Here is a 21015-nt window from a genome sequence, read left to right as displayed (position 1 = left end):
CGGAGCGACCAACGACGGCCCGCACTTCAGGCCGCCGCTGCACCACCGCATTGTTGGAGCCGACCTTCCAGCGATGACATCGGATTTATCGCCGGGGGCGGCGGTTTCCAGTGGTCGTTGCAACACGTGGCTATTTGGTGATGGTGAGGATTGTGGCGAGGCGTTCGGCTGGGGTGTCCCAGCCGAGGGTCTGGCGGAGCCGGTCGTTGAGTTCGGCGGCCACTGCGGTCAGGTGCTCGGCGGTGTGCCCGGCGAGGTGGGTGCCTTTCGGGAAGTATTGGCGCAGCAGGCCGTTGGTGTTCTCGTTCGAGCCGCGTTGCCAGGGGCTGTGCGGGTCGCAGAAGTAGACGGGCATGTCGGCGGCGATGGTGAACTGGTGGTGCAGGGCCATTTCTATGCCTCGGTCCCAGGTCAGTGATCGTTTCAGGTGTTGCGGGAGGGTGGCCACGGTGTCCAGGAGGGCGTCACGGACGACCTCGGCGGAGCGGCCGCGGTCGCCGAGGTGCACGAGCAGGACGTATCTCGTGGCGCGTTCGACGAGGGTGCCGATCGCGACGCCCGGGCGGTGCTGCCGCGGGGCCGGCGCACGGCCCGGCCAGTGCGCAGCGCCGTGGCCAGTTCGCGGCGCAACGCACCCCGGCCCTGCACGTAGAACGCCTGGTAGATCGTCTCATGGGACACGCGCAGCTCGTCTCGGCCGGGAAAGTCGTGGCGGAGCCGGGCGCTGATCTGCTGCGGGCTGCGCCGAGCCGCCAGCTGGTCCTGGACCAGATCCCGCAGCACCGGGTTCCCGGCCAGCTTCCGGGTCTTCGGCCGCGGCCGGCGCCGCGCGGCGCGCTGCTGCGCCGCGAACGGCTGATAGCTGCCGTCCGGCTCCTGGTTACGGGCGATCTCCCGACTGACCGTGCACCGGGGCCGGCCCAGCGCCGCCGCGATCGCCGCCTGCGACACCCCGGCCCGCAACCGGTCGGCGATCACGACCCGCTCGTCCTGGGACAGATACCGGGCCGACACCACGACCGGCGGCTTCCTTCCGCCACCGCCACCCCGTCCACGGAGCAATCCCCGACCAGCTCACACGCCACACCCGTCCGCACACCTTGCCCAACGAGGCTCCAAATACGCTGCACGCTCGGCCAGCAACGGCTTACACCCCTGCGGGCGACGACTCTCCCGGATCTTGAACATGACAACCCCTGAACAGGTCAGGTGTTGCAACGATCCCTTGAAACCGGGGGCCGGGGCATAAATCCGATATGTCGCGGCGCGCCAGCGCCCGACATATCGAGATCAAGACAGACGGGCCGATCCCAGCAGGTGGCCATCATGGTCGGCGACCTGGATCGAGTCCACGTTCGCCAGCTGGATCGAGCTGGCCCCCGTCACCCGAGCCTGCGCCGTCTGGGTGCGCCCCCAGCACGCCGCCTGTTCGGACTGGCCGCCGCGGCCGAGTACCTGCATCGTGAAGGGGCCCTCGCCGGGCAGCCCGGCGAGTTCGAGGGAGACCGACACGCCCCACTGCCGCGGGCTCAGCGTCGCCCGGCCCGACAGGCCGCTGCCCGCGGCGGCCTCGAACTCCACGATGGTGCCCGGGTTCGCCGAGGCACTCGGCGACGCGCCGGCCTGCGGTGGCGGGGACGACGACTCCGGGCGGCTCACGGCCAGGAGACCGACCAGCACCGCCAGCACGAGGCAGGCGGCGGCGAGGATCATCACGGGCAGTCGCCGCGGCCTGGCCCGGCGCAGGAATGCGTCGAGGCCTGCGCGGGAGGGCGGCTCGAGCGGTGCGCCGGGGCCGTTCGGGAGGCGTTGCAGCAGCTCCGGTACGGCGGCCAGGCGCCCCACCTCGCCGCGGCACTCGGCGCACGTGCTCAGGTGGGCGTCGACGGTGTCCTGGTCGGTGTCGTCGAGGCCGCCCAGGACGTAGGCCCCGAGCAGCCGGCGCACCGCGTCGTGGCCGGCGGTCACCGTAACACCCCCATCTCCTCGAACACCGCCCGAAGCGCGCGGACCGCGTAGTACGCGCGGGACTTGACGGTACCCTCCGGTACCGAGAGGCGTTTCGCTGTGTCGGCGACCGTACGGCCGTCGTAGTACACCGACCGGATCACCTCGCGGTGCTCGACGGAGAGGCGGTCGAGGGCGGCGGTGATCAGCCAGCCCTGGACGAGCTCGTCGACGTTGTCGGGGTCGGCGACGGCCGCGACGGCGTCGGGGTCCGAGACCAGTCTTGGGCGGCGCTGCTCGGCCCGCCAGTTGTTGCTGACCACGTTGCGCGCGATGGTGAGCAGGTAGGCCCGCGTGGTGTCCCGGCTGACGTCGATACGCTCGATGTGCCGCCAGGCCCGCAGCAGGGTGTCCTGCACGAGGTCCTCGGCGCGGTGGCGGTCCCGCTCGTACCGCGAGACGAAGGCGAGCAGCACACCGTAGTGCTCGGTGTACAGCGCGGTCATGAGCTCTTCGTCGCGCGTCACGCGCAGCCCCTCTCGACGGCCTCCCTGTCGAGCTCTACCCCACCAGACGGTTCAGGGTTCAACCAACTCGGGAACTTTCCGCGCCGCCTAGCGGTTAGGGTTCGGGCGTGAATCCGTACTTCGTCTGGGAGCCTCACGACGGCGGCCCGTCGTGGCGGCCGTTCGCGGATCTGCTGTCCCCGGACGTGGCGGCCTCGCGGGTGGCGGCGTCGCGGGCGGCGCTCGCGGGGATGTTCGGGCTGGAGCTCTCCGCGCTGCCGGAGCGGGTGGTCGCCTCGGTGTTGCTGCTGGGGTACGCGTCGAGGCTCGTCTCGCCGCCCCTCGCCCAGGCGCTCGACTCGGGTTCGATCCCGGCCGTGACGCCGGAGGATCTCTGGTGGCGGGAGGTGCCGGGCGGGCCGCTGCCGGTGGCGGTCTCGGGTGCGGGGTCGCGGCCGGCGGGCGAGTTCTTCGACGTGGTCGTGCTCGGGCTGGTCGAGCCGCTCGTGTCCGTGTTCGGGGAGCGGTTCCGGCTCTCGCCTCGGGTGCTCTGGGGCAACGTCGCCTCGGCGCTCGGCGGGGCCGCGGGGCAGCTCTCCGCCGACGCCTGGCCCGTCGTCGCCGGGCTGCTGGAGCGGCCGCCGCTCGCGGGTATGGCCGACGTGCGGGACGGCCGGCTACAGCGGCGCAACTGCTGCCTCTACTACCGCGTCCCCGGCGGCGGCACCTGCGGGGACTGCGTGCTCAACGCGCGCTAGCCAGCCAGGGCAAGCCGAGGAAACGACGACGCCGAGTCCCCAGAAGGCGGAAACCCGCGCTCAGTGGCAGGGGAAGCCGACGAGACGAGAGCGCTAGTGGCAGGGGAAGCCGAGGAAGTGCCGGCCGTCGTGGATGAACTCGTGCACGTGGCTGTCGCTGCCGAAGATCGACACGGCGCCCTGGTCGATGCCGATGAAGTAATACAGCAGCAGGGCCAGCAGCGCGGTGCCGCCGAGCCAGACCAGCGAGCGGGAGATGGGCAGGACCAGCGGGGTGGTCGCCGCCTGGGACGACTCGGCTCCGGACATCGCGCTCATAAAAGGACACTAAGGCGGGCCGGTCCTTACGTCAATCGGACCGGCCCGACCTCACTCACACATGCACTCCCGGCGGGATGACGCCGAAGACGAGGGCGGTCGAGCCCGAGCCCTTGTAGTTGATGAACCCGCCGGCGAGCACTGAGGCGCCGGTGGTCGGGAACTGGGCCAGGTTCGCGAGGATCTCGAGGCTGATCCGGTGGCGCCGGTAGATCAGCAGCGACGCCAGGTACTCGGGGTCGGTGCCGAGGTCGGGGCCGAACGTGTCGATGCCGGTGCCCCCGTTGCGGCCGATGCGGCCGGTGTCGATGAACCACTGGATCGTCTCGGGCGCGAAGCCGGGCTGGTGCAGCACGCCGTCGCGGTCGAGGTTCGGGAAGGCCGGGGTGCCCCATTTGTACTCCCAGCCGGTCCACATGATGATCATGGATTCGGCGGGAATGCGGCCGTGCCGCTTCTCCCACTGTTTGACGTCGTCGATCGTCAATGCGTAGTCGGCGTTGCGGGCGCATTTGTCGCGAACGTCGATCTTCACGGCGGGCAGGAACAGGTCGTTCGGGTCGAGGTCGTCGGCGAGGGGCTCGCCGGCGTTGAAGTGGCCCGGGGCGCCCCAGTGGGTGCCGGTCGCCTCGCCCTCGCGGACGTACTGCAGGTAGTACCCCTCGTTCTCGATCGTCGCGATCGTCTCGAGCGTGAACGCGGGGTCACCTGGGTAGATGTTGGTCTTGGCCGGGTCGTTGACGTGGGACAGGCTGATGAGCCGGGTCTTGCCCGGGCGTAAGGAGTCGGTGTTGGCGGCGTCCGCGGTGCCGGCGAGCCCGGCGGCGCCCGCGACGGCCCCTCCGGCCGCGGCGGCGAGCAGGTGTCGTCTCTGCATAGGCGTCAATCTACGTGGTGCGGTCCTGCCCACCGCGGAGGCCGGGATCTCTGACGGGAGCAACGGTCGCGCCCACGACGGACCTGAGTCATGCATGTTTCGGGACTTTCGACTCGGACCTTCCCACAACCGGGTCACTTAGGGTGATCTTTGGGCGGTTGGCGGGAACCGGTCGCCCGCCCCGTGCGACTAAGGAAACGAACACAACCGCACATCGCAGGAGGTTGGCCGCGTGTCGAAACGGCAGCGTGACTCGCGCGAGTATGCGCGGCGCATGCGCATGATCCAGGAGCGGTCCACCGCCCGGCGCGGCCGGATGCGGATCGCGTACTCCGCGATCGGGGCCGTGCTGCTGGTCTTCGTGGTGATGGGGCTGGTCAAGCTCGGCACCGCGGGCGGCGGCACGCAGGCGCCGAGCGCCCTGCCCACCGGCGCCTCGGCCGAGGCGGTCATCAGCGGGGTGACCTCGGTGCCGGCCGCGACCCTCGACACCGTGGCCGCGGGCGAGAAGCCGGCCCTGCCGACCGCGCTGACGGGGCAGCCCGCGCTCACCGACGGCGGCAAGCCGCTGGTGCTCTACGTCGGCGCCGAGTACTGCCCGTTCTGCGCGGCCCAGCGCTGGCCCGTGGTCATCGCGCTGTCGCGGTTCGGCACGTTCAGCGGGCTGTCGCTCACGACGTCCGCGGCCGACGACGCATACCCCAACACGCCGACGCTGTCGTTCCACGGCGCCACGTACACGAGTCAGTATCTGGCGTTCCAGGGCGTCGAGACGACCACGAACAAGCGGGTCGGCGGGCAGTACGCGCCGCTGGACCAGCTCACCCCCGCGCAGCAGCAGGTGCTCGCCAAGTACAACGCGCCGCCCTACGTGCCCCAGGACTCGGCCGGGGCGATCCCGTTCATGGACTTCGCGAACAAGGCCCTCCAGGCGGGCGCCTCCTACAGCCCGCAGCTGCTCGCGAACCACACGCACCAGCAGGTGCTCGACGCGATCAAGGACCCGAACAGCCAGCTCGGCCGGGCGATCGACGGCAGCGCCAACGCCATGACCGCACTGCTGTGCAAGATCACCGGGAACCAGCCCGCGGAGGTGTGCTCCAGCGCGGCCGTGCGGGCCTACCAGGGGGAGTTCGCGAATGTCGGCCAGTGAGATCGAGCTCGACCGCAGCCTGGTCCAGCCGTGGGTGCCGCTGACGTCGCTGGTGCTCTCGATCGCCGGCCTCGGGATCTCGGTGTACCTCACGATCGAGCACTTCACCGCGTCCACGACGCTCGCCTGCCCGGACACCGGCGCGCTGAACTGCCTGAAGGTCACCACGTCCGAGCAGTCGGCGGTGTTCGGGATCCCCGTGGCCGTGCTCGGCCTCGTCTACTTCGTCGCGATGCTCGCGCTCTCGCCGGCCCCGCTGTGGCGCTCGTCGATGCCCGCGATCCGGATGGGCCGGCTGGCCCTCGCCGCGATCGGCGTGCTCTTCGTGTTCTACCTGGTGTTCGCGGAGCTGTTCACGCTGCACGCGATCTGCCTGTGGTGCACCGGGGTGCACGTGCTCGCGGTGGCGCTGTTCGCGGTGACGGCCGTCGGGACCGCCTACGCCGATCCGTCCGATCTGTAGGAACTTTCGGGGGGCGTGCGCCGACTACCCGCGGTACACGTCTCCCGAGAGGATGCTCCCGTCATGCGCCTGACCCACGTGGTCCGCGCCGGTGTCGCCGTCGCCGCGGCCGTCACCGCGGCGCTCGCCTTCCCCGCGCTCGCCTCCGCGCACGTCACGGTCAACCCGAACACCGCCGTCCAGGGCGGGTACACGAAGGTGACCTTCCGCGTGCCGAACGAGCGCGACGACGCCAGCACGACGAAGGTCGAGATCGCCATCCCGACCGACAAGCCGATCGCGTCGGTGTCGCTCAAGCCCGTGCAGGGCTGGACGGCGGCGACGGAGACGGCGAAGCTGGCGACGCCGGTGAAGACCGAGGGCGGCGCCGAGCTGACCGAGGCCGTCTCGAAGATCACGTGGACGGCGGACGCGAACTCGGCGATCAAGCCGCACCAGTTCCAGGAGTTCGACGTGTCCCTGGGCCCGCTGCCGCAGGTCGACCAGATCGTGTTCAAGGCCCTGCAGACGTACTCCAGCGGCGAGGTCGTGCGCTGGATCGACGAGCCCGCGGCGGGCGCCGAGGCCGAGCACCCGGCGCCGGTGCTGAAGCTGTCGAAGAAGACCGACACCGCCGCGGCCGCCGCGACGACCTCGGCCGGCCCGGCGGTGAACGCCGCCGACTCCTCGGCGTCGTCCTCCTCGTCCTCGGACGGCACCGCGATCGGCCTGGGCATCGCCGGGCTGGTCCTGGGCCTGGCCGGACTGATCGTGGGCGTGCTGGCCTACCGCCGCTCCCCGTCTCCGAGCGCCTAACCGGCTCATCGAAGGGGGTTTTGTTCCGTAGGGCCACTTGGCTACATTGAACGGGTGGCGCGCTACGACCATATCGCGGACGTCCTGCGGCAGCGGATCTGCGGCGGGGAGCTGGCCGTCGGAGCGCTGATGCCCAGCGCCGACCAGATCGCCAAGGAGTTCGGGGTCGGGCGGGACACCGCGCTCAAGGCCGTGAAGATCCTGCGCAACGAGGGGCTGCTCGCCATCGGGCGGGACTGCAACATCCGGGTCGAGCGGCGGGCCGTGCAGGCCGTCGAGTCGCCCGGAAACGTGGTCGAGGCCGGCCCCGCCAGCGTGGTCCGGGCCCGCATGCCCACGCCCCGCGAGCGCGACGAGCTCGGGCTGCCCGACGGGGTGCCCGTGCTCGTCGTGCGCACCGGGGACGTCGAGGAGGTGCACCCGGCCGCGGGGACCGGGGTCCGGTGGCCGCGCCCCGGCGTCTAGCTAGACGTTGTCGACGACGACCACGGTCACGTTGTCCCGGCCGCCGGCCAGCACCGCCCGGCGGACCAGCTCGTCCGCCGCCGCCTGCGGGTCGTCGCAGCCCGTCAGCACCGTGGCGATCTCGTCGTCGGTGAGCTCCAGCGGCAGCCCGTCCGAGCAGACCAGGAAGCGCTCCCCGGCCTCGGCCGTGCGCACCCACAGGTCCGGCCGCGGGCCCGGGTCGGTGCCCAGGGCGCGCGTGATCACGCCTCGGCGCATCGTCACCGCCTCGGGGGCCACGTGGTCGATCGTGAGCTGGTCGAGGGCGCCGGCGGCGAAGCGGTACACCCGCGAGTCCCCGACGTTGAAGATGATCCAGCATTCGTCGCCGTCGACCTTGCCCAGACACAGGCCGGCGGCCGTGGTGCCCATGCCGCCCTGGGTCGGGTCCGCCACGGCCGCGGCCAGGATGTCGGCGTTGGCCTGGACGATCTCGTCGCGGATGTCGAGGGGGCCCGGGCCCGCGACGCCGTCCAGGCGCTCCAGGGCCGTGACCGCCAGGTGGCTGGCGACGTCGCCCGCCGCGTGGCCACCCATGCCGTCGGCCACGGCGAAAATGCACTCGCCGACGAGCGCGCTGTCCTCGTTGCGGCGGCGGATCTTCCCGACGTCGGTCGCCTTGCCGGCCCGGATTGTCGCCATCAGCCCTCCACCGCCATCGAAACCACGAACGACATCAAGATCCCACTATCGTCAAGATCGCACCATCGCCGAAACGACCGGACACGACGGACTGCCCGGCGCCCATCAGACTCCCACCGGCTGCGCGAGCAGCGACAGGAGGCGGGCGACGACGGCCGCACGGGCCAGGGGGCGGCCCGGGTCCGGTCGTTCCAACGAGTCGGACATGAACCAGGCACCGGCCGCGCTGCGGGCGACCGCGACGCCGGACTCGTCGGCCGCGCCGGCCTGGGTGCGGATGAGCACCGTGGCCGCACCGTCGCCGGAGGTGCACAGGTCCAGGAACCGGATCACGGGCGCCGACAGGGGCTCGGTCGCGTCGATGAGCTCGACGGAGAAGAGCCCGTAGGAGCCCGGGTAGACCGCGAGCCGGCCGGTCACGCCGGAGAACAGGTGCACCACGACGGGGCGCTCGTCCAGCCAGCCGGCCGCCTCGGTGCTCGTGTGCCGGGTCGCCAGGGCCGCGATCGCGCCCTGCACGAACTCGCCGGGCCGCACGCCGCTGTCGTCGAGCCGGCACAGGTCCCGCGCGACGAGGGAGGCGACCCCGGAGGCGACCACGATCCCGGTGGAGACCCCGGGCTGGAAGTTGAGCCGGCGGCGCACGTCGTCGACCTCGACCCCGCGCTCGGCCGCGGAGCGCAGCACGAACTCCAGCTCCGCGAACGTCAGCGTCACCGGCCCGCCGGCCTGCTCGCCGGTGGGCTGGTCCGCGCGGTGGTCCGCCATCGCCGTTGCTTGCTCCCTCAAACCGCTGAGATTACCGGGGGCCGCAAACCCGGCGCGACCCGGTTGCGCCCTTCGCGCTTCGCCTCGTACAGCGCCACGTCCGCGGCCTCGACGAGCTCCTCCGGCTCGCCCTCTCCGCCGGGCCGCGCGGCCGCCACGCCGACGCTCACGGTGACGACGCCGGGGCCGGTGCGCAGGTGCGGCTCGCCGAGCTCCTCGATCGCCGCCCGCAGCCGCTCGGCGGCCACGCAGGCGCAGGTCAGGTCGGTGTCGGGCAGCACCACCGCGAACTCCTCGCCGCCGAGCCGGGCGACGAGGTCGGTGGCGCGCACGGTGCGCCGCAGGGCGCCGGCGACCTTGCGCAGGCAGGCGTCCCCGCCCGGATGGCCGAAGTGGTCGTTGTACAGCTTGAAGTGGTCGATGTCGATCATGGCGACGGCGAGCGTCCCGTGGTTGCGCGCGGCCCGGCGCCACTCCTCGCCGAGGCCGTCGGTGAACTTGCGCCGGTTGGCCAGGCCGGTCAGCGGGTCGGTGATGCTGAGCAGGGCCAGCCGCTCGTTCGCGGCCTCCAGGGCCTCGGTGCGCTCGGCGACCTTGCGCTCCAGCGACGCGTACAGCAGCGCGTTGTCCAGCGACACGGCCAGCTGCCCGGCGATGAGGTCGACGGCGTCGAGGCGGTCGCCGGTGAACGCGCCGCGGCTGAGCCGGTTCTCCAGCACCAGCATGGCCCGTGGCTGGCCGTGCACGACGACCGGCAGGACCATGAGCGAGCAGGCGTCGAGCCCGGTGAGGTACGGGTCGCGGGCGAACCGGCCGTCCCTGCACGCGTCGGCGACCACGAGCGGCTCCCGGACCCGGTCGGCGTAGCGCACGGCGGTGACCGGCAGCAGCCCGGCCGCGCCGGCGTCCTCGAGGCTCTGCTCCCCCGCGTCGGTCGACAGCCGCCAGGCGCGCGCGTCCGGATCCCACAGCAGCAGCCGTACCGCCGAGGCCCCCGTCATCGCGCTGAGCACCTCGGCGACCTGGTCCCGGAGCCGGTCGAGGCTGGTCTGCGAGCTCAGCGCCCGCGAGGCCGCGAGCACCGCCATGAGGTCGATCGCGTCGCTGGTCACCAGCCCGTCGGGGGACCCGCCGGACCCGCTGGGCCCGTGCCCGCCGACCGGCTCGCCCGCCATCGCGAGCGCCTTGCCGCGGGCGCCCCAGGCCGCGTAGAGCCCCCGGGCCTCGTCCAGCAGGGCCCGGCCCGTGTGCGTGAGCCCGGCGGCGAGGTGGGCCAGGCCGGCGCGCTCGGTGATGTAGGCGCGATGCCACGGGCGGGGCACGGGCGGTACGACATCCAGGGCTCGTTGAAACGCGCGCAGCGCGTCGAGCGGATCCGTGCACCGCTCGGCGTCGACGAGCGCGGCCAGGTGCGCGAACGTGCCCGGCGACTCCCCGGCCCGCTGCCGCAGCCAGCCGTGGACGCGCTCGAGCTCGTCGGCGTCGCCGTCCGGGGCGCGGCTCAGGGCGAGGGCGCGCACGAGGTGCGCGGTGGCGGTCGTGTAGATGCCGGGGATGGCGCCGAGCATCGTCATCGCCGTCGCGCTGTGCTCCCGCAGGGCGCGCTCGTCACCCATGAGGGCGCCCTCCAGCGCGCGGTACACGTGGAAGTTCGCGAGCCCGACCGGCTGCTTGGCGTAGTCCGGCTCGGGGCGGTGCGGCTCCCCGCGCAGGGCCCGCAGCAGCTGCGCGAACGGCTCGTAGCTGATCAGGCCGATCTCGTTGCGGGTCCGCTCGGCCAGCGCCAGGCCGGCGTCGATCTCGGCCGCCCACGCGTCCAGGGTCGGCGCGCAGTCGAGCAGGGCCGCGATCGAGAAGTCGTACGCGAAGCAGGCGTACTGCACGTCCCCGGTGTGCAGCACCTCCTCCCGCGCCCGGGCCAGGGTCGCGACGTTGGCCTCCAGCGGCTCGAACCACGGCTGCACGAACCCGGCGAAGACGTAGCGGACGCGGGCGGCGCCGACCACGTACCCGCGGTCCTCCCCCACCGCGAGGACGTGCCGGGCTACGTCGTACGCCGTGCGGTAGTCCTGCCCCATCGCGATGACCACGGTCGGAATGCGGCCCAGCCCGGCCATGAGCGACGGGCTCGGCCCGTGCTCGACCCAGCGCCGGTGGCTCTCGAGCACGACCCAGATGAACGCCATCCGGTCGCAGAAGAACGCCGGCGACAGCATCTTCTCGAGGATCTTGCCGATCCCGGCGAGGGTCGGGTCGCGCCGCTCGGGCCGGTCGTCGCGGCCCCGCGCGACCTCGGCCGCCCACCGGGCCAGGTCCCGCAGCCGCTCGCCGAGGGTGTCGCCGAGGTTCCCGGGCCGGGTGACGCCGAGCCGGGCCAGGAGCCGCTCGCCGAGCGCGACGGCCGCGGGCGAGCGGTGCCGGTTGGTGAGGCTGTAGATCTGCACGCAGGTGGCGTCGACGAGCTCCAGCGGGTCGGTGCCGCACCGCTCCAGCTCGGCGAAGAGGTCATCGGCCTCGGCGAGGCGGCCCAGCTGGTAGAGGGTGGCGTGCAGCTCGGTGAGCAGCTGCGGGTCGTGCTCGTCGCCGAGGTCCTGCGCGGCGAGCAGGAACCGCTCGGCGACGCCGCCGTTCATGAGCCGGATCGCCCCGGCCGCGGCTCGGAACAGCCCGGCGACGCGGGCCTTCTCGGCCGGGTCGTCGAGCAGGTCGACGGCCTGCAGGTACTGCTCGGCGGCGAGGTTGCCCTCCCCGACCCGCCGCGCGATGCGCAGGTGCCGGGCGCGGCGCTCGTCGGGGGCGAGCATCCGGTACGCGGCCTGCTGCACCCGGTCGTGGCGGAACCGCACGACGTCGCGCTGCTCCTCGAGCACCAGCAGCCCGTCCTCCAGCGCCGGCACGAGCGCGTCCGGGTCCTCGACGTCGCCGAGCTCGACCTCGCCGCCGAGGCAGGCCAGGGACTGCACGGCGTCGCGGGTCGCCGGCGGCAGCGCGCCGATGCGGGCCACGACGAGGTCGAGGACGTCGGTGGCGCCGATGTGGCCGCGCACCGCCCCGGGGTCCCAGCGCCAGCCCTCGGCCTCCAGGGTGAGCACCCGGTCGCGGCGCAGGGCGTTGACGAGCTCGACGGTGTCGTACGGGTTGCCGCCGGTGTGCCGCCCGACGGCCGCGGCGAGCTCGGCGGCCCGCACCGGCTCCAGGCGCAGCATCTCGCCGAGGAACTCGGCCAGGTCGGCCGGGGGCAGGTTCGCCAGGCGCAGCACCGCCGGGGCGCCCGGCTGGCGGGCCCAGCGCGGCTGGGTGGCGGCGAGCGGGTGGGCCTCGTCGACCTCGGCGTCGCGGTAGGCGCCGACGACGAGGACGCCCTCCAGCGTGGTGTCGGACAGGATGGCGTCGATGACCCCGATCGGGAAGGCGCCGGCCCACTGCAGGTCGTCGACGACCATGACGACCGGGTGCACCGGCGAGGCGACGGCCCGCAGGACGTCCACGGCGGCCTGCTGCAGCCGCGAGCCGGTCTCCAGCTCGGTGGTGTCCGGCTCGGGTTCGGCGTCGAGCAGGACGGCGAACTCCGGCAGCGCCCCGGCCAGGAGCCCGGCGTTGGGGCCGAGGGCGTCGCGCAGCCGCGGGCCGAGGTCCTGCCCGGCCTCGGCGAGCAGCAGCCGGGCGAGGGCGCGCATCGACTGGCGCACGGCGTCGGAGTCGGGGTCGCGGCGGTACTGGTCGAACTTGCCCGTGACGAACCAGCCGCCGCTCGCGGTGACCAGCGGCCGCAGCTCGTCGATGAGGGCCGTCTTGCCGACCCCGGGCGCCCCGGCGGCGAGCAGCCCGCGGGTCTTGCCGGCCAGGGCATCGGCGAACGCGCGGTGCAGCGCCTCGACCTCCCGCTCGCGGCCGATCAGCCGCGACGGCGGGCTGAGGCGCCGGGCGAAGTCCCGCTCGCCGAGCACGGCCGGGCGGGTGCGCAGGTCGTGCAGGAGTCCCTCCGCGCTCTGGTACCGCCGGTCGGGCTCCTTCTCCAGGAGCTTGGCGATGATCGGCCCGAGCTCGCCGCCGGCCGGAGCGGGCGCGGTGGCGAGGTGGTCGTGGACGAGCTGCAGGGCGGTGCCGGCCGGGAACGGGGGGTGGCCGGTGGCGTACTCGTACAGGGTGGCGCCGAGCGAGTACAGGTCGGCGCGGTGGTCGACGGGCCGCCCGGTCCGGCCGGTCTGCTCGGGCGCCAGGTAGGCGAGGGTCCCGGCGATCTCGTGCTGATGCGTGAATCCGGGCCGCTCCTCGGCGAACGTGGTGGCAAGATCGAAGTCGACCAGCAGTGGCCCGCGGGCGGTGGCGTAGATGTTGGCCGGGTTGACGTTCTTGTGCACGACGCCGCGGTCGTGGACGGCGGCGAGGATCCGCGCCAGCCCCTCGGCGAGCTCGCCGAGGCGCCGCGGGGTCTGCCGGCCGGCGACCGGCTCCCCGCCGAGGTCGGCCAGCAGCAGGCAGGTCCCGTCGCACGGCTCCAGCAGGACCGGCACGCCGTCGACGCCGGCGAGGCGCGCCAGGATGATGCCCTCGCGGCGCAGGCGGCCGCCGGCGTCCTCGTCGCCGGCCCAGGCCTTGCGCACCGCGGGGCGGCCGCCGGGCAGCGTGACGGGCGTGAGCGTCTTCGCTCCCGTGCGCGGGAGCGCGCCCAGCCGTCCGGCCGCCTCAGGGTGCACACGGTCCCCATCGACCGCCCCGGCCGGGACTTGACCGTTTTGTCCGCCGTTGTTGATTTAGAAGCGCCTCACACCGGCCGGTACGAGCAGTGCCGCCCCGTGTGCACGGTCTCGCGCAGGTGCCGGCCCAGCCCCGCGTCCGACTCCTCGACCCGGGCGATCGCGCGGCGGATCGCCTTGCCGACCGCGACCCGCGCCCGCTCCGCGTTGTCGACGAAGCGCCGGCTGCGGCCGCCGATGCCCACGCTGCCCGCCAGCTCGGCCATGAGGGCCTCGCTCTCCAGCCGGGCGGCCTCCGCGCGGCGGCGGTCCGAGGTGGACTCCATCTCCGCGCGAAGATCGGCGACGCGGGTGCGGTACCGCCGCATCGCCTCCTGGTCGAGGACCGCCTGCGGGGACGTGCGCGCACCCACGGCCTGGGCCAGGCCGGTGACGCCCATCGCCAGCTCGACGGCGGGGATCTCGGTGCCGGGGTTGGCGAGCAGGACCGCGAGGTGCAGCATGCCCACGCTGTTCTCCACGAGCACCGACCGCTCGCCCCAGGTCAGGCGCCAGTGCTGCCGGTCGCGCACGCAGGCGGCCCGGTCGGGCTGGTCGGGGCCGAGCCGGTCCAGGGCGCACCGGGACGCCTCGGCGGCCGGCCAGTGGCCGAGCGCGCGGTTGTGCTCGACGGCCCGGGTCAGATGCTCCACCGCCAGGTCACGGCGGCCGAAGACGCCGGCGGCCACACCGAGCGCGTGGTGTACCGACCCGAAGCACGCGATCCCGAGACTGACCATCGCCGGCCGCTCCGCGTGCGGCAGCAGCAGCTCGTAGGCCTCGGCGGCCAGGTCGGCGTCGCCGACGAGACGGGCCGCCTCGACGATGCCGTGCATGGTGACCAGCCAGCTGCCCGAGCGCGGGAGCTCCTTGAGCGCCGGGCCGCGCAGCCGGGCCAGGGCGTGTGCGGCGGTGCGCAGGTCGCCGGCCTCGGCCGCGGCGACGGCATGCACCGCGTAGTACGCGTTGTCCACCGCGGACAACGTCGGCTCGTGCACCATCCGGTCGAGCATCGGGCGCAGCTCCGCCAGCCGGCCCTGGTACCAGCGGATGGCCACGAGATGCGCCCCGTACCAGCCGGCGGCGTCGGCGTCCCCGGCCCGGCCGCCGCGCTCGAAGCACGCCTGCGCGGCCCGCTCGGCCTCGTCGAACCGCCCGGCGCGGATCTCGCGCATGACGTCCATGGCGTCGGCGACGTAGCCGACGGCGAGATGCGGCCGCTCGGCGAGCAGGTGGCGCAGCTCGCCGAGGCGCCGCTCGGCGTGCCGGTCGCCGTCGAGGAACAGGTCGGCGGTGATCCACAGCAGGCCCATGACGAGGTCGCCCCGGCGGCCGGTGCGGGTGCTCACGCCGAGCAGCTCCACGGCGATCTCGCGGCGCAGCAGCCGCTGCTCGGGCCCGAGCAGGCAGTGGTGCGCCAGGCTGAGCGCCTCGGCGTGGGCGACGGGGTCGCCGTGCGCGCGGGCGTCCTCGAGCACGGCGAGGACGGCGTCGCTGCGGCCCTCGCGGTAGTCGCGCTCGGCGGCGAGGCGGGCCCGCAGGCGCAGGGCCGTGGCCCCCTCCGGATCGACCAGCCCCAGCAGCCGGCTCAGCCGCTGCTCCAGCACGGCCGCCCCGGCGCCGGTGCGATGCTCGTGCACCCAGACGCCCGCGAACCCGAGCGCGGCCTCGGCCATGCCGGCCACGTCCCCGGCTGCCTCGGCGCACGCATACGCGGCGTCGAAGCACCGGCGTGCGGTCTGCAGGTCCCCGTCGGCGTGCAGCGCGCGCAAGCCCTCGGCGACCGGTTGTGCGATGTCAGTCTCGACGCATCCAAGCGCGCCGGAACCCGACGTCATTGCGGTTCTCCAACCTCTGCCCGCGCCCATCATCGTCCACCGGCACGGGTTCGGCCCGTCCCGGACGGGTTCTCGACAGACTGCAACCGAACGGGCGGGCCATCGATCCGCCTTGGCCGCCGGTACGCTGCGCCCGTGGATACTCCGGACGTGGTGCTGCGGCCGGTGACGGCCGCCGATCTGTGGCTGCTGGAACGACAGGCCGACGATCCCGAGACCGGGGGCGGGTTCAACTGGTCCGGGTACCGCGACATCGTCGCCACCCGCCGCCGCTTCGACGAGAACCGGCTCATCGGCCCGGACTCCGGGTGCCTGATCGTGCAGCTGGACGGGGCCTCCAGCTCAAACGTTGCGGGAACCGTGCACTGGAGCCGCAACACCTACGGGGTGCCGATCTGGGCGTGCTGGACCATCGGCATCCAGCTGCTGCCGGAGTTCCGGGGCCGGGGGGCGGGCACGGCCTCGCAGCGGATGCTGGCCGCCTACCTGTTCGGCACGACGCCGGTCGAGCGCGTGGAGGCGTACACCGACGTGGAGAACGTCGCCGAGCAGCGGGCGCTGGAGAAGGCCGGGTTCACCCGCGAGGGCGAGATCCGGGCGTCGCAGTTCCGCGAGGGCCGGTGGCGCAGCCTGTACCTGTACTCGATGGTGCGCGCCGAGTACGCCGGCGACCCGCGCCCGTAGGCCGTCGCGCCCGGCCGATCAGGGACGCGGCAGGCCGGCCTGGGCCGCGACCAGCCGCCCCATGAGGGCGACGAGCGCGCGCACGTCGCCGTCCGGCCAGCCGGCGGTCAGGTCGCGCAGCACCTCGTCCTGCCAGGCGTGCGCGTGCGCGAGCAGGTCCTCACCCGCGGCGGTGACGGTGACGGCGGTCGCGGCGCCGACGCCCCGGGGCGCGCGCCGCAGTAGCAGCCCGAGCCGCTCGGCCCGGGCGACGAGCCGGCTCGCGCCGGACTGGTCGAGGCCGAGCTCGCGGGCCACGTCGTTGACCGACGGCGGGCCGTCGCCGCGGCCGGTCAGCGCGGTGACCGCCTCGAGCACCATGACGTCGCGGCCCCGGTCGGGGTCGGCGCCGGTCCAGCGGCGCGACCAGAACCGCACGAACCCGAACAACACCCGGCCGCCGCCCGGCTCCATGGACCGCACCCCCTTGTCGCCTCGTATGCAAAACGCATACGGTGAGACCATGGTAGAGGACGCGATCAACGCCTGGCACGACGCGGTCAACCGCCGGGACCTGGACGCGGCCCGCGCCGCCGTCACCGATCCCGTCGACGTCTCGGGGCCGCGCGGGGCCGGTCCGATCACGGCCGACGCGTTCGCCGAGTGGGTCACCCGGTCGGGCATCGCGCTGCGGGCGGTCTCGTGGCATCCCGCCGGGGCCGACGCCATGGTCGTCGAGCAGGACGCCGACTGGGGCGGCGGGGCGGCGGCCCGGGTCGCGACGTTGTTCCGGGTCCGCGGCGGGCGGGTCGCCGTGGCGCACCGGTTCGGCTCGCTGACCGAGGCCCTCGCCTCGGCGCAGGAGGGCTGAGGCGAGGGCCGCCTACACCTCGTCGGCCCGCATGTCCCACCGTTCGAGGTCACGCAGCCAGGCGTTCGCGTTGCCGTCCGACGGGGCCCGCCAGTCGCCGCGCGGGGACAGGGAGCCGCCCGCCGAGACCTTCGGGCCGTTCGGCAGGGCGGAGCGCTTGAACTGGGCGAAGCCGAAGAACCGACGGCAGAACACCTCGAGCCAGTGCCGGATCTCCGGCAGGTCGTAGGCGACGCGCCGGTGGTCCGGGAAGTGCACCGGCCACGCACCGGCGTCGGCGTCGCGCCACGCGTGCCAGGCCAGGAAGGCGATCTTCGAGGGGCGCATCCCGAAGCGCAGCACGTGGAACAGCGTGAAGTCCTGCAACGCGTACGGGCCGACCTTCGACTCCGAGGACTGCAGCTCCTCCCCCGGCACGAGCTCGGGGCTGATCTCCTGCTCGACGATCACCGAGAGGATCTTGGCGACCTCGTCGGTGAACTGCCCGCTCGCGGCCACCCAGCGGATCAGGTGCTGGATGAGCGTCTTGGGCACGCCGCCGTTGACGTTGTAGTGGCTCATGTGGTCGCCGACGCCGTACGTCGACCAGCCCAGCGCCAGCTCCGAGAGGTCCCCGGTGCCCAGCACGATGCCGCCGCGGTGGTTGGCGATCCGGAACAGGTAGTCGTACCGCAGCCCGGCCTGCACGTTCTCGAACGTCACGTCGTAGACGGGCTCGCCCGCGGCGAAGGGGTGCCCGAGCTCGGCGAGCATGAGCCGCGCCGTGGGGGTGATGTCGAGCTCGTGCACGCTGACGCCCAGGGCCCGCATCAAGGCGAAAGCATTGTCCTTGGTACCGCTCGACGTGGCGAAACCCGGCATGGTGTACGCCAGGATGTCCGTGCGCGGGCGGCCGGCCCGGTCCATCGCGCGCGCGGCCACGATGAGCGCGTGGGTCGAGTCGAGCCCGCCGGAGACCCCGATGACGATCTTCGGTTCGCCGATCGCGGCGAGGCGCTGGCGCAGGCCGGCGACCTGGATGTTGTACGCCTCGTAGCAGTCCAGCGCGAGCCGCTCCACGTCGGCGGGCACGAACGGGAAGCGCTCGACCACGCGGCGCAGCCCGAGGTCGGTGTCGGGCGGGGCGAGCGTGAACGCGATGCGCCGGAAGCTGCCCGTGCGCTCCTCGTGGGTGCGCCGGTTGTCCTCGAACGTGCCCATCCGCTGGCGCTCCTGGCGCAGCAGGTCCAGGTCGACGTCGGCGACGGCGTGCCGCTCGCCGTCGGGGAAGCGCTCGGTCTCGGCCAGCAGGGACCCGTTCTCGTAGATCATCGTCTGGCCGTCCCACGACAGGTCGGTCGTGGACTCGCCGAGGCCGGCGGCGGCGTACACGTACGCGGCCAGGCAGCGCGACGACGCCGACCGGCACAGCAGCCGGCGGTCCTCGGCCCGGCCGACGGTGATCGGGCTGCCGGAGAGGTTCGCGAGCACCGTCGCCCCGGCGAGCGCGGCCTCGGCGCTCGGCGGGACTGGCACCCACATGTCCTCGCACACCTCCACGTGCAGGACGAACCCCGGCAGGTCCTCGGCGGCGAAGAGCAGGTCGGGCCCGAAGGGCACGTCCGCTCCCCCGACCCGGATCGTCCCGCCCCGCTCGGCGTCGCCGGCGGTGAGCTGGCGGGCCTCGTAGAACTCGCGGTAGTTCGGCAGGTACGACTTGGGCGCGACGCCGAGCAGGCGGCCGCGGTGCACGACGGCCGCGCAGTTGTAGACGCGCCCCCGGTGCCGCAGCGGCGCCCCGACGACGAGCACCGGCAGCAGATCGGCGGATCCGGCCACGACCTGCGCGAGCGCGTCCTCGACCCCGTCGAGCACGGCGTCCTGCAGGAGAAGATCCTCGATGCTGTACCCGCTGAGGCCGAGCTCCGGGAAGACGGCGAGGGCGACCCCCTCGTCCGAGCACTCCCGCGCCTGCCGCAGGATCGCCGCGGCGTTGGCGGGCGGGTCGGCGATGGCGGTCCGCCCGGTGCAGGCGGCCACCCGGGCGAAGCCGTGGGCGTAGATCGAGCGGAAGTTCACGGTCCCATCATGGTCCAGCCGCGCCCACGGCCGGCACGGGTCCCGCCCGCACCGGCCGTGACGTCGACCTCAGCGCTTGACGGCGCCGCGCTCGATGGCGCAGGTGAGGTGGCCGGCGTACGCGCGGTACTCGGCCGTCGGCGCCACCACGTTGCCGTCGGCGTCGATCGCCTGGCGCAGGATCGACAGGCAGGAGGTGCCCGCGGGGATGTCGCCGCTCCAGCGCTGCCCGGAGCGCAGGGCGAGCTGCCCGTTGCTGGTGCCCGGGAACGGCGAGAAGGTCTCGTTGCCGGTGCTGTACCACACGCGCAGCCCGTACACCTGCCCCGTGTCGTTGCAGAAGTTCAGCCACGCCGGTCGCGGGTCGGCCACCCCCGCCTGCACCGGCGGGATCGTCAGCGAGGTGACACCCTCGCGCTCGATGTTGATCGGACCGAACGAAGCACCCATGTCGTCGTCATCCTCCTCGTCGCCGCCGCCGAGTCCAGCGCCGATCGTCTGCCAGGGTTGAGTGCCGTCCGCCCGCGCGTCGCCGACGACGGACAGGTGGCCGTGCGTGAAGTGCCGGTCGCCGTTCTTGGGGTTGTAGGGCCGCCAGGTCCAGGCCCCGTACCCGCTGACCGCATAGCTGGAGAACATCTGCCCGTTGGAGATGCCGTACTTCACCCGGCCGTCGCGCGAGCGCCGGATGTCGTCGAGCACCCGGTGGGCGTCCAGCCCGAGGTCGGGCCGGTTGGGGAAGTCCGCCGCGGTGACGATCTGGTTTCCCCAGCCGGGAAAGTTGTGCGGCGAGTGGTCGGACGTCGGATCATGGGCCGCGTCGCCGATCAGCCCCCACTCGTCGGCCCCGGTCCCGGGCGGCCGCGCGCGAGGCGCCCCGGCTTGCAACTGTTGGTGGAGGACCAGCAACGAGCGTGCGGCTCTCCATGCCATCGCTACCTCCTGCTGTAGGTATCGACGCCGACGCTAGCCGCACCGCGCACCGCCCGCACAGTTCCAAGGGCCGGGCCGCTCAGTCCTCCTGCCGGTGCTCCACGGTCTCCACCCGGGCGATGAGCAGCCTGAGCCGGGCCACCTCCTCGGCGAGCGCGGTGTCCCCGGCGGCGGTGAGGCTGATCCAGGTGCGCCCGCGCTTGCCGGCGTAGCCCTTCTCGATCTCGATCAGCCCGGCCGTCTCCAGCACGCTCAGGTGCTTGGAAAGATTGCCGGCGGTGAGGTCCAGCTGGGCGCGCAGGTAGCCGAACTCCGCCCGGCGCGCCTCGTGGGCGATGGTGAGGATGCCCAGCCGGACCCGCTGGTGGACGACCTCGTCCAGCCCGTTGACGGGGTGCAGCGGCTCGTCGGTCATCGCCGCCGCCGGTCGGCCAGCCGGAAGCCGATGGCCCCCAGCAGCAGCACGGTGCCGTTGATGAACTGCTGCGGCAGGAACCAGGTGCCCTCCTGGCCCTGCCAGTGCCAGCCGAGGTCGATCGGCACCAGCACCACCGTCAGGTACGCGACCGTGAACACCAGCAGCCCGAGGTTGCGCTCCAGCCGGGCCAGCACGAGCAGCGCCACGCCGATCGTGCCCCACGGCGCGACGAGCCGGTCCACCAAGAGAACCCACTCGGGCAGCCGCTGCGGATGACTCGGGAAGTACAGGCGCGCGGCGATCCAGGCGGCGGTGAACAGCACGGTCAGCGCGATGCCGGTGATCGCGTAGGGCAGCACCCGGGCGCCCAGCCCCCGCTCCCGGGCGACCCGCACGTAGTAGGCCGCGATCGCCGCGTAGGACAGCAGCAGGACCGGGGGCCAGTAGAACAGCACGCCGCGGCGCCAGGACAGGGCGGGGTCGAAGAAGTACCAGTCGAACGGGATGGCGACGAACGTGACCACCGCCAGGACCAGCAGCGCGAACCAGGTCACCCGCTGATCGACGCGCACCCGGCGGGCGAGCCCCCGGGCTTCCGAGAGCAGCCGCCGCGGATCTTCCCCGGCGGGTACCGAATCAGTACTCATGCCAATAGGTTGGCACAGGAAACCTATTTTCGCCACCACCTTCCGCCCCAGCGTTGAGGACGAAAACCGACCTATACGACGGCTAGCGTCGACGGCACCGTCCCACACGCAGAGGAGCCG

General features: G+C 73.3%; 20 protein-coding genes and 1 pseudogene. 7 read left to right on the top strand and 14 right to left on the bottom strand.

Going from position 1 to position 21015, the window contains the following annotated elements; genetic code table 11:
- Positions 1-130: 130 nt before the first annotated feature.
- The 3 genes and pseudogenes from ABT369_RS31025 to ABT369_RS31015 all read right to left on the bottom strand — a co-directional run.
- Positions 131-1005 (bottom strand): annotated as a pseudogene (locus ABT369_RS31025) (IS30 family transposase); the annotation flags it as partial.
- A 285-nt stretch (positions 1006-1290) separates the two neighbouring features.
- The gene (locus tag ABT369_RS31020) at positions 1291-1968 is read right to left on the bottom strand and encodes a zf-HC2 domain-containing protein (RefSeq protein WP_350617312.1); all 678 of its coding nucleotides are present in this window, start codon (positions 1966-1968) and stop codon (positions 1291-1293) included.
- Positions 1965-2474, bottom strand: a complete 510-nt coding sequence (locus ABT369_RS31015; RefSeq protein ID WP_350617310.1) for a sigma-70 family RNA polymerase sigma factor — start codon at positions 2472-2474, stop codon at positions 1965-1967. The genes ABT369_RS31020 and ABT369_RS31015 overlap by 4 nt, the downstream gene beginning before the upstream one ends.
- Positions 2475-2581: 107 nt before the next feature.
- Here ABT369_RS31015 and ABT369_RS31010 point away from each other — a divergent pair, with 107 nt between their 5' ends.
- Entirely contained in the window at positions 2582-3211 is a 630-nt protein-coding gene (locus ABT369_RS31010; protein ID WP_350617309.1) for a (2Fe-2S)-binding protein, read from the top strand.
- Between the two features lie 93 nt (positions 3212-3304).
- On the opposite strand, the gene ABT369_RS31005 is transcribed toward ABT369_RS31010, so the two are convergent.
- Positions 3305-3529 (bottom strand): CbtB domain-containing protein, encoded by a 225-nt coding sequence (locus tag ABT369_RS31005; RefSeq protein WP_350617307.1) that lies wholly within the window; start codon positions 3527-3529, stop codon positions 3305-3307.
- Positions 3530-3584: 55 nt separating this feature from the next.
- Positions 3585-4406: a cyclase family protein gene (locus ABT369_RS31000; protein WP_350617305.1), complete on the bottom strand. Its 822-nt coding sequence runs from the start codon at positions 4404-4406 to the stop codon at positions 3585-3587.
- Between the two features lie 274 nt (positions 4407-4680).
- On the opposite strand from ABT369_RS31000, the gene ABT369_RS30995 reads away from it, so the two are divergent.
- The 4 genes from ABT369_RS30995 (at position 4681) to ABT369_RS30980 (ending at position 7282) form a co-directional block, all read left to right on the top strand.
- Positions 4681-5559 carry a DUF929 family protein gene (locus tag ABT369_RS30995; protein WP_350617303.1) on the top strand — a complete coding sequence of 293 codons (879 nt, stop codon included), beginning with the start codon at positions 4681-4683 and terminating at the stop codon, positions 5557-5559.
- Entirely contained in the window at positions 5546-6022 is a 477-nt protein-coding gene (locus ABT369_RS30990) for a vitamin K epoxide reductase family protein (protein ID WP_350617301.1), read from the top strand. The genes ABT369_RS30995 and ABT369_RS30990 overlap by 14 nt, the downstream gene beginning before the upstream one ends.
- Positions 6023-6085: 63 nt before the next feature.
- Positions 6086-6817, top strand: a complete 732-nt coding sequence (locus ABT369_RS30985) for a YcnI family protein (RefSeq protein ID WP_350617299.1) — start codon at positions 6086-6088, stop codon at positions 6815-6817.
- Between the two features lie 54 nt (positions 6818-6871).
- Positions 6872-7282: a GntR family transcriptional regulator gene (locus ABT369_RS30980; protein ID WP_350617297.1), complete on the top strand. Its 411-nt coding sequence runs from the start codon at positions 6872-6874 to the stop codon at positions 7280-7282.
- Here ABT369_RS30980 and ABT369_RS30975 read toward each other — a convergent pair whose 3' ends face one another.
- The 4 genes from ABT369_RS30975 to ABT369_RS30960 form a co-directional block, all read right to left on the bottom strand.
- Positions 7283-7963, bottom strand: a complete 681-nt coding sequence (locus tag ABT369_RS30975) for a PP2C family protein-serine/threonine phosphatase (protein WP_350617295.1) — start codon at positions 7961-7963, stop codon at positions 7283-7285.
- 105 nt (positions 7964-8068) lie between these two features.
- A complete protein-coding gene (locus tag ABT369_RS30970; RefSeq protein ID WP_350617293.1) occupies positions 8069-8752 on the bottom strand; it encodes a hypothetical protein in 684 nt (227 codons plus the stop codon).
- A complete protein-coding gene (locus tag ABT369_RS30965) occupies positions 8749-13428 on the bottom strand; it encodes a diguanylate cyclase domain-containing protein (protein ID WP_350617291.1) in 4680 nt (1559 codons plus the stop codon). The genes ABT369_RS30970 and ABT369_RS30965 overlap by 4 nt, the downstream gene beginning before the upstream one ends.
- Positions 13429-13496: 68 nt before the next feature.
- Positions 13497-15305 carry a hypothetical protein gene (locus ABT369_RS30960; protein WP_350617289.1) on the bottom strand — a complete coding sequence of 603 codons (1809 nt, stop codon included), beginning with the start codon at positions 15303-15305 and terminating at the stop codon, positions 13497-13499.
- A gap of 135 nt (positions 15306-15440) precedes the next feature.
- Here ABT369_RS30960 and ABT369_RS30955 point away from each other — a divergent pair, with 135 nt between their 5' ends.
- The gene (locus tag ABT369_RS30955; protein ID WP_350617287.1) at positions 15441-15989 is read left to right on the top strand and encodes a GNAT family N-acetyltransferase; all 549 of its coding nucleotides are present in this window, start codon (positions 15441-15443) and stop codon (positions 15987-15989) included.
- 18 nt (positions 15990-16007) lie between these two features.
- On the opposite strand, the gene ABT369_RS30950 is transcribed toward ABT369_RS30955, so the two are convergent.
- The gene (locus tag ABT369_RS30950; RefSeq protein ID WP_350617285.1) at positions 16008-16442 is read right to left on the bottom strand and encodes a MarR family transcriptional regulator; all 435 of its coding nucleotides are present in this window, start codon (positions 16440-16442) and stop codon (positions 16008-16010) included.
- 49 nt (positions 16443-16491) lie between these two features.
- Between ABT369_RS30950 and ABT369_RS30945 the strand changes: the two genes are divergently transcribed.
- A complete protein-coding gene (locus ABT369_RS30945; RefSeq protein WP_350617283.1) occupies positions 16492-16839 on the top strand; it encodes a hypothetical protein in 348 nt (115 codons plus the stop codon).
- Between the two features lie 12 nt (positions 16840-16851).
- On the opposite strand, the gene ABT369_RS30940 is transcribed toward ABT369_RS30945, so the two are convergent.
- The 4 genes from ABT369_RS30940 to ABT369_RS30925 form a co-directional block, all read right to left on the bottom strand.
- Entirely contained in the window at positions 16852-18897 is a 2046-nt protein-coding gene (locus ABT369_RS30940; protein WP_350617281.1) for an NAD(+) synthase, read from the bottom strand.
- Between the two features lie 69 nt (positions 18898-18966).
- Positions 18967-19830, bottom strand: coding sequence for a hypothetical protein (locus ABT369_RS30935; RefSeq protein WP_350617279.1), 864 nt, complete (start codon positions 19828-19830; stop codon positions 18967-18969).
- A 79-nt stretch (positions 19831-19909) separates the two neighbouring features.
- On the bottom strand, positions 19910-20245 hold the full coding sequence (locus tag ABT369_RS30930) for a transcriptional regulator (RefSeq protein WP_350617277.1): 336 nt from the start codon (positions 20243-20245) through the stop codon (positions 19910-19912).
- Complete coding sequence (locus ABT369_RS30925; RefSeq protein ID WP_350617275.1) at positions 20242-20895, bottom strand: hypothetical protein; 654 nt, start codon at positions 20893-20895, stop codon at positions 20242-20244. The genes ABT369_RS30930 and ABT369_RS30925 overlap by 4 nt, the downstream gene beginning before the upstream one ends.
- Positions 20896-21015: the final 120 nt, after the last annotated feature.

The sequence above is a fragment of the Dactylosporangium sp. NPDC000244 genome (genome assembly GCF_040300725.1).
Taxonomy (GTDB): Bacteria; Actinomycetota; Actinomycetes; order Mycobacteriales; family Micromonosporaceae; genus Dactylosporangium.
This window is presented reverse-complemented; position numbering and strand designations above follow the sequence as displayed.

Excerpts from the sequence above, each read along its gene's own strand:
- ABT369_RS31005 (WP_350617307.1), bottom strand. The coding sequence starts at position 3,529 with ATGAGCGCGATGTCCGGAGCCGAGTCGTCCCAGGCGGCGACCACCCCG.
- ABT369_RS31000 (WP_350617305.1), bottom strand. The coding sequence starts at position 4,406 with ATGCAGAGACGACACCTGCTCGCCGCCGCGGCCGGAGGGGCCGTCGCG.
- ABT369_RS30995 (WP_350617303.1), top strand. The coding sequence starts at position 4,681 with ATGCGCATGATCCAGGAGCGGTCCACCGCCCGGCGCGGCCGGATGCGG.
- ABT369_RS30990 (WP_350617301.1), top strand. The coding sequence starts at position 5,546 with ATGTCGGCCAGTGAGATCGAGCTCGACCGCAGCCTGGTCCAGCCGTGG.
- ABT369_RS30985 (WP_350617299.1), top strand. The coding sequence starts at position 6,086 with ATGCGCCTGACCCACGTGGTCCGCGCCGGTGTCGCCGTCGCCGCGGCC.
- ABT369_RS30975 (WP_350617295.1), bottom strand. The coding sequence starts at position 7,963 with ATGGCGACAATCCGGGCCGGCAAGGCGACCGACGTCGGGAAGATCCGC.
- ABT369_RS30960 (WP_350617289.1), bottom strand. The coding sequence starts at position 15,305 with ATGACGTCGGGTTCCGGCGCGCTTGGATGCGTCGAGACTGACATCGCA.
- ABT369_RS30950 (WP_350617285.1), bottom strand. The coding sequence starts at position 16,442 with ATGGAGCCGGGCGGCGGCCGGGTGTTGTTCGGGTTCGTGCGGTTCTGG.
- ABT369_RS30945 (WP_350617283.1), top strand. The coding sequence starts at position 16,492 with ATGGTAGAGGACGCGATCAACGCCTGGCACGACGCGGTCAACCGCCGG.
- ABT369_RS30935 (WP_350617279.1), bottom strand. The coding sequence starts at position 19,830 with ATGGCATGGAGAGCCGCACGCTCGTTGCTGGTCCTCCACCAACAGTTG.
- ABT369_RS30930 (WP_350617277.1), bottom strand. The coding sequence starts at position 20,245 with ATGACCGACGAGCCGCTGCACCCCGTCAACGGGCTGGACGAGGTCGTC.
- ABT369_RS30925 (WP_350617275.1), bottom strand. The coding sequence starts at position 20,895 with ATGAGTACTGATTCGGTACCCGCCGGGGAAGATCCGCGGCGGCTGCTC.